Here is a 5,651-nt window from a genome sequence, read left to right on the forward strand (position 1 = left end):
TGCCTGTAGACAAAGGTGAACTGCTTTATCAAAATCGATCGGGTGAAATCTTGAATTTGCGGGAATTGCCGGAAGCAAAACATCGGGGACTGATGCGATCGGAATGGGGCTTTGTGCAGCAGAATCCGAGAGATGGGCTGCGAATGAATGTCACTGCTGGAGCCAATATCGGAGAGCGGCTGATGACCATTGGCGCAAGGCACTATGGCAACATTCGCACAGAAGCAATGCATTGGATGACGGAAGTAGAAATTCCGGGCGATCGAATGGATATGCTGCCCCGAACTTTCTCTGGTGGCATGCAGCAGCGATTGCAGCTTGCTAGAGTTCTCGTTACTTATCCCCGCTTAGTGTTGATGGACGAACCGACTGGAGGACTGGACGTTTCAGTACAGGCACGCCTACTCGATCTGATTCGCTCTCTGGTTCGCAATTTACATTTGAGTGTCGTTTTGGTCACGCATGATATTGGAGTTGTGCGGCTTCTAGCACATCGGCTCATGGTCATGCAGCAAGGACAGGTCGTTGAATCCGGGCTGACTGATCAGGTGCTAGACGATCCGCAGCATCCCTATACTCAGCAGCTAGTTAGCGCAACCTTAACGCCGTAAAGGATGTTTGACAATTACCCACATTACCTGCCCCCCTAGCCCCCCAATTCTGAGGGGAACCGAACCTCAAAAACTTTCTTTTGTGACCGGGATGTTTTGTGACCGGAATGTTTAGAAGTTCAAAGTCCCTCCTCGCTCTTTAAGAGCGGCAACCAATAAATTGGGGCATTTAGGGGGCGATGTAGAACACGAAACACTCATCAAACCAACTCTTGATCGGAGCATCATCATGAATGTTTCAAACCATACGCTCATTCCTCATCCATTCCCTCCTAATGCACCACTCGATCGCGACTCTACGCTAGTTCTCCGAGCGGAGCAATTGTACAAAGGCTTTACCCTGCATCATCAAGGCGGCATTCGTTTACCCGTTCTCGCAGGCGTTTCCTTAGAGCTGCAGGCGGGTGAATGCGTTGCGCTCGCTGGTGCATCAGGGGCAGGAAAATCAACGCTGATTCGATCGCTATACGGTAACTATCGAACCGATCGCGGTGCAATCTGGGTCAAGCATCTGGGGCAATGGGTTAATCTACCGCAGCTAGAACCCCATGAATTGCTAGAGGTGCGAAAAAAAACGATCGGCTATATTAGCCAATTTCTGCGGGTGATTCCGCGTGTTCCGGCTCTGGAAGTGGCGGCTGAACCGTTGCTGGAGTTAGGAACTGCGCCAAAGATCGCCTATGAAATTGTTCGAGGGTTATTTATCCGGCTCAATCTACCGGAGCGGCTCTGGAGCCTGTCACCCACCACTTTTTCAGGCGGGGAAAAGCAGCGCGTCAATATTGCCCGTGCTTGGTCTGTGCCCTATCCCATTTTGCTGCTCGATGAGCCGACCTCCGCTCTGGATGCGACGAATCGGGAAGTTGTGATGCAGTTGATCGAAGAGCGTAAGGCAGAAGGCTGTGCCATGATTGGCATTTTTCATGATGATGAAGTCCGCAGTCGAGTTTGTAATCGTCGCTTAACCTTAGGGCAGGATGATTAAAGCATGAAAGAGCAAATTTACACGAACTACCGTTTGCAGCTTCCCGACCAGGAAATTTTGGGGACGCTTGTGGTGCGAAACGGCAGAATCGCAGACATTCAGCCGGGAATGGTGAGCCAGGGTCAGGACGGACAGGGAGATTACCTGCTACCCGGATTGGTCGAACTGCATACCGATAATCTGGAACAGTGCCTCACGCCGCGCCCCAAGGTGAAATGGCCCCTCGATATGGCAGCTTTGCACCACGATCGCGAACTGATTAGCGCCGGGATTACCACCGTTTGTGATGCGATTGCGATCGGGGATGTCTTGCCTAATTCTGCCCGGTTAACGCAGTTTGCTCCGATGATTGACGCGATCGATCGCGCTCAGCAGGCAGGAAGATTTTCAGCCGATCATCGGTTACATTTGCGCTGCGAGTTGGGTTACGAGCACGTTTACGAAATTGCAGAACGATATGCGAATCATCCGCTGCTGGTGCTGATTTCGCTGATGGATCATACACCGGGGCAACGCCAGTTCGTCAACCTTGAGAAGTATCGGGAATACTACATCGGCAAGCATGGGATTACCCCGGCTCAAATGGATGCTTTCATTCAGGGACGCATTGCAGATCAGCAACGCTATGCCGAACAAAATCGAAAATTACTGGTAGAACTCACTCAGGCTCAGGAGGTGTTCCTTGCTAGTCACGATGATGCCACGATCGAACATGTGCAGGAAGCAGTCGAAAGCGGAGCCACGATCGCAGAATTTCCGACCACGCTGGATGCGGCAAAAGAGGCACACCAACAGGGACTCCAGATTTTGATGGGTGCGCCAAATCTGGTGCTGGGCGGCTCACACTCTGGCAATGTCTCGGCAATGGATCTAATCGAGCGGCAGTTAGTCGATCTTATCTCTTCGGATTACGTTCCTCAAAGTCTGCTGCAGGCAATGTTTTTGATTGTACGTCAGACTGAACAGCCCCTCTATGACATAATGCGCCTCTTTACCCTGAATCCGGCAAGGGCAATCGGGTTAGACGGCGATCGAGGCAGCTTGGAAGTTGGCAAACGAGCAGATTTGATTACTGTGCACGATGATGGCATTGTGCCCCGGTTGACCGCAGTAGTCCGAGAAGGAAAACGATTTGCGTGAGGTCGCGGATGAAAGAACAACAAAAGGCTAAAGTTCTTCCCAAAATCGCCCTACAGGGAGCCGATGTCCTGACTCCAAAGGGATGGCTGCAAGATGCAACCGTGCTGATTGAGGACAGTAAGTTTACCGAGATCGGTCACACCCTGAAACCAAGCGGTTTTGTCTCGATCGATGTCACAGGGCTACAGCTTTTGCCAGGAATCGTAGACATTCACGGAGATGCATTTGAGCGCATGATTTGTCCGCGCCCTGGTGTTGCGTTTCCCATCGAAATGGCAATTGTGGAGAACGATCGGACGCTGCTCGCTAATGGCATCACCACTTTTTACTATTCAATTACCGATTCATTTGAACCCGGTTTACGGAGTCGGGATACGGCAAGACAAATGATTGAAGCAGTTCAGAATACACCCGGGCAAGGTGCAAATCGCTGCATTCATATTCGCCATGAACAGGCAAATACTGCAAATCATGACGAGTTATGTGATTGGCTAGAGACTGGAACAATACAGCTTCTATCACTCAACAATCATTTGCCCCCGTCCACCGACGATGCAACGCTGGCTCGCTACACAAAAGGACTCCAGCAACGCATTAAACTGTCCCAGTCTGAAATTCGCGCCCTGATTGAGGCGGCGCTCGATCGTCAGGCGGAAGGACTTCAACAGTTTGAACAGCTTGTGGATCGGGCACACCAGAGGGGCATTCCGGTTGCCTCCCACGATGATGAATCTGAGGAGATGGTGCAAATCAGCGCGAAGCGGCAAGTCTCGATCGCAGAATTTCCAGCTTCGATTGCCCTGGCAGCCCAGTCTCAGGCTTATGGGGCATCAGTGTTAATGGGCGCGCCGAATTTGGTGCGAGATGGCTCCCATGTGGGGTATATGAGTGTTGCTGATGCGGTGCAGGCAGGGGTCGTGGATTGCCTCTGCTCCGATTATCACTACCCTTCGCTGTTTCATGCTCCGTTTAAGCTGGCACAGATGGGTTTGCTGCCGTTTGAGCAAGCCTGGAAACTCGTATCGACCCACCCAGCCCAGGCAGCGCGGATTGGCGATCGAAAAGGGGCAATCTCACCAGGTTTGGATGCTGACTTCCTGCTGATTCAGCCTGAGAATGCTCTGCCTTCTGCGATCGTTTCTGTTTACATTAAGGGACAGAAAGTTGCCTGCTATGATTGATTGCTGTGATTAATTGCCGTGATTAATTGCCAGGATTAATTGTCGTGATTGATTGCCAGGATTAATTGCTATGTATTCTGATCCCGTACAAGAAGAGTATTCCCGTCTTGCATCTGTGTACGATCGTCGTTGGTCGTTCTACATTAATGCAACGATTCAGGAGACAATTAATCGCTTAGAGATCAAGCCCTATGAACGGGTCGTAGATATCGGCTGCGGTACGGGAGCTTTGATTCAGCAGATGTTTAGTTTAGTTCCAGAGGCGGAATTTGCTGGGCTAGATCCCTCGATCGAAATGCTCAATATTGCTAAGCAGAAACTACCCAAATCGATCGAGCTGTGGATAGGCAGTGCTGATAATCTTCCGTTTCCCAGCGAAAGTTTTGATGTTGTGATTTCAACGAATGCTTTTCACTACTTTCGTAATCCTGCTCAAGCCATCCAGGAAGCAAAAAGAATTCTCAAACCAGATGGTCGTTTGGTAATTACCGATTGGTGTCATGACTATTTGACCTGTCGCGTTTGTGACTTTTTTCTACGGTTATTTAACCGTGCCCACTTCCAAACTTATACCGCAAGTGAATGTCGGGATATGCTTCGATTTGAAGGACTACAGGAAGTATCAATTGAAAAGTACAAGATTAATTGGCTCTGGGGCATGATGACTGCAAAAGCCTCAAAAAAGATAGTTAACAGATATGGGTGAATTGATTGTGTACGCCTGTCCGATCGGTAAACTCGCTGAACAAATAGAGAATTATTTTGAGCAAAGTCAGCGAATGGTGGGGAGGAACGCTGCACACGCCTATATGCCGCACTGCACGCTCACAGGCTTTTTTCACGATGTTGAAACGGCAATTCCTCTCTATCTTCAGGCACTCGATCGCGCGTTGGCACAGCCCTATCCACAACCGGTCATCACGATCGTTCAAATGACTTTTCGCCCTGACTGGCACGGTTTAGAACTGCGATCAGATTGGTTAACGCAGCGGATAAATGATTTTGCCAACCTTGCTCAGGCTCCCACCCGTCGCGAAAATCTGCGGCTCAAAACCTGGCTCCATCTCAGCTTTGCCTATGAATTTCAGTCGGAACAGGGTGAGCAACTCGCCGATCTTGCAAGGCAATTGATTTGCCCTGAAGCCTCTGTTGACTGGGAAGTACGATTCTATCAACGATATCCCGATCGTACCTGGAACTGTCACCAATCCTGGCTACTTAAATGATGTCTGAATTCAATGCTTGAATCCCATACTTGAATCCCCTATTTGAATCCAAGGAGCAAAGATGCAACCTACTCTCGACCTGATCCTGCAACTCCTGGCAACCCAAGGAAACGCTCAGTACGGTGGTGAAGCCGTGAGCCAGCTTGAACATGCTCTGCAATGCGCCACGCTTGCGGAAACAAGCGATTGTAGCTCTGAACTCATCACTGCTTGCTTGCTGCATGATATCGGGCATCTGATTCACAATCTGGGCAAAAACACTGCCGAAACCATTGCGGAACAGCAAATTGACGATCGCCACGAATATCGCGCCATTCCTTTCCTGAAAACGCAATTTGGGGTAGCCGTCACAGAACCCATTCGGCTCCATGTTGAAGCAAAACGCTATCTGTGTGCTGTGAATTCAACTTATTGGGACGCGCTATCGGATGTCTCAAAGCGCAGCCTGGAACTGCAAGGCGGTATTTTTTCGTCCGAAGCCGCTCAAGAATTTATTCAGCAACCTTAT

Annotated in this window: 7 protein-coding genes; all 7 read left to right on the forward strand. The window is 50.0% G+C overall.

What is annotated here, in order from left to right; all coding sequences use genetic code 11:
• Positions 1-611 (forward strand): ATP-binding cassette domain-containing protein (locus H6F80_RS24375; protein WP_190794108.1); only part of this gene is annotated, 611 nt, incomplete at its 5' end.
• A 229-nt stretch (positions 612-840) separates the two neighbouring features.
• Positions 841-1,596, forward strand: a complete 756-nt coding sequence (gene phnL, locus H6F80_RS24380) for a phosphonate C-P lyase system protein PhnL (protein ID WP_190794109.1) — start codon at positions 841-843, stop codon at positions 1,594-1,596.
• 3 nt (positions 1,597-1,599) lie between these two features.
• Positions 1,600-2,736 carry a phosphonate metabolism protein PhnM gene (gene phnM / locus H6F80_RS24385; RefSeq protein WP_190794110.1) on the forward strand — a complete coding sequence of 379 codons (1,137 nt, stop codon included), beginning with the start codon at positions 1,600-1,602 and terminating at the stop codon, positions 2,734-2,736.
• An 8-nt stretch (positions 2,737-2,744) separates the two neighbouring features.
• Entirely contained in the window at positions 2,745-3,917 is a 1,173-nt protein-coding gene (locus H6F80_RS24390) for an alpha-D-ribose 1-methylphosphonate 5-triphosphate diphosphatase (protein WP_190794111.1), read from the forward strand.
• Between the two features lie 70 nt (positions 3,918-3,987).
• The gene (locus H6F80_RS24395) at positions 3,988-4,623 is read left to right on the forward strand and encodes a class I SAM-dependent methyltransferase (RefSeq protein ID WP_190794112.1); all 636 of its coding nucleotides are present in this window, start codon (positions 3,988-3,990) and stop codon (positions 4,621-4,623) included.
• The gene (locus H6F80_RS24400) at positions 4,616-5,143 is read left to right on the forward strand and encodes a hypothetical protein (protein WP_190794113.1); all 528 of its coding nucleotides are present in this window, start codon (positions 4,616-4,618) and stop codon (positions 5,141-5,143) included. Before H6F80_RS24395 ends, H6F80_RS24400 begins: the two co-directional genes overlap by 8 nt.
• 61 nt (positions 5,144-5,204) lie before the next feature.
• Positions 5,205-5,651: HD domain-containing protein (locus tag H6F80_RS24405; protein ID WP_190794114.1), on the forward strand; the 447-nt coding region annotated here is incomplete at its 3' end.

It is taken from the genome of Leptolyngbya sp. FACHB-711, from assembly GCF_014695615.1.
Lineage (GTDB): Bacteria > Cyanobacteriota > Cyanobacteriia > Elainellales > Elainellaceae > Leptolyngbya_A.